Origin of the sequence: Flavobacterium denitrificans DSM 15936, from assembly GCF_000425445.1 — a bacterium.
GTDB classification, from domain to species: Bacteria; Bacteroidota; Bacteroidia; order Flavobacteriales; family Flavobacteriaceae; genus Flavobacterium; species Flavobacterium denitrificans.
The window spans coordinates 1-1,669 of sequence record NZ_AUDL01000024.1; the positions used below are offsets into that span (position 1 = coordinate 1).

The 1,669-nt window shown below is 49.5% G+C and carries 1 rRNA gene; it reads left to right on the forward strand.

The features are described 5' to 3' along the window. Positions 1-1,669, forward strand: a 23S ribosomal RNA gene (locus H600_RS0111670); the annotation flags it as partial.

The window sequence follows — 1,669 nt, forward strand, 5'->3', positions numbered from 1 at the left end:
TACAAGCGGTCGGAGCCCTTTAGTGGGGTGACGGCGTGCCTTTTGCATAATGAGCCTACGAGTTAACGTTGCTGGCAAGGATAAGTGCTTAAGGCATGGATCCGCAGCGAAAGCGAGTCTGAATAGGGCGCTTTAGTCAGCAGTGTTAGACGCGAAACCGTGTGATCTACCCATGGGCAGGTTGAAGCTGTGGTAACACACAGTGGAGGACCGAACCGGTTGACGTTGAAAAGTCTTCGGATGACCTGTGGGTAGGGGTGAAAGGCCAATCAAACTCGGAAATAGCTCGTACTCCCCGAAATGCATTTAGGTGCAGCGCTGGCGATAGTTATATAGAGGTAGAGCTACTGATTGGATGCGGGGGCTTCACCGCCTACCAATTCCTGACAAACTCCGAATGCTATATAATGTTTCCCAGCAGTGAGGGCTTGGGTGCTAAGGTCCAAGTCCGAGAGGGAAAGAACCCAGACCATCAGCTAAGGTCCCCAAATATATGCTAAGTTGAAAGAACGAGGTTTGTCTGCCCAGACAGCTAGGATGTTGGCTTGGAAGCAGCCATTCATTTAAAGAGTGCGTAACAGCTCACTAGTCGAGCGGACGAGCATGGATAATAATCGGGCATAAGCATATTACCGAAGCTATGGATTTGCAAGCAATTGCAAGTGGTAGGGGAGCATTCTGACAGGGCTGAAGGTGTGCCGCAAGGCATGCTGGACTGGTCAGAAAAGAAAATGTAGGCATAAGTAACGATAATGCGGGCGAGAAACCCGCACACCGAAAAACTAAGGTTTCCACAGCTATGCTAATCAGCTGTGGGTTAGTCTGGTCCTAAGGCGAACCCGAAAGGGACAGTCGATGGCCAACGGGTTAATATTCCCGTACTGCTAATTACTGTGATGGGGTGACGGAGTGATGAAAGCGCCGCGAACTGACGGAATAGTTCGTTGAAGTACCTAGCTATATTCTTTGTAGGCAAATCCGCAGAGAATGGTGAAATACGATAGTACTCGGAGTCTTCGGACAAAGAGATAGCGCGCCTAAGGGCTTCCAAGAAAAACCTCTAAACTTCAGGTAGTTAGTACCAGTACCGCAAACCGACACAGGTAGTTGAGGAGAGAATCCTAAGGTGCTCGAGAGATTCATGGCTAAGGAATTAGGCAAAATAGACCTGTAACTTCGGGAGAAAGGTCGCCCCGAGCAATCGGGGCCGCAGTGAAGAGGTCCAGGCGACTGTTTATCAAAAACACAGGGCTCTGCAAAATCGCAAGATGAAGTATAGGGCCTGACACCTGCCCGGTGCTGGAAGGTTAAGAGGAGATGTTATCTTCGGAGAAGCATTGAATTGAAGCCCCAGTAAACGGCGGCCGTAACTATAACGGTCCTAAGGTAGCGAAATTCCTTGTCGGGTAAGTTCCGACCTGCACGAATGGTGTAACGATCTGGACACTGTCTCAGCCATGAGCTCGGTGAAATTGTAGTAACGGTGAAGATGCCGTTTACCCGCAGTGGGACGAAAAGACCCTGTGCACCTTTACTATAGCTTAGTATTGACCTTGGATAAATGATGTGTAGGATAGGTTGGAGACTATGAAGCGGCGTCGCCAGGCGTTGTGGAGTCATTGTTGAAATACAACCCTTTGTTTATCTGAGGCCTAACCCCGCGTTGTGG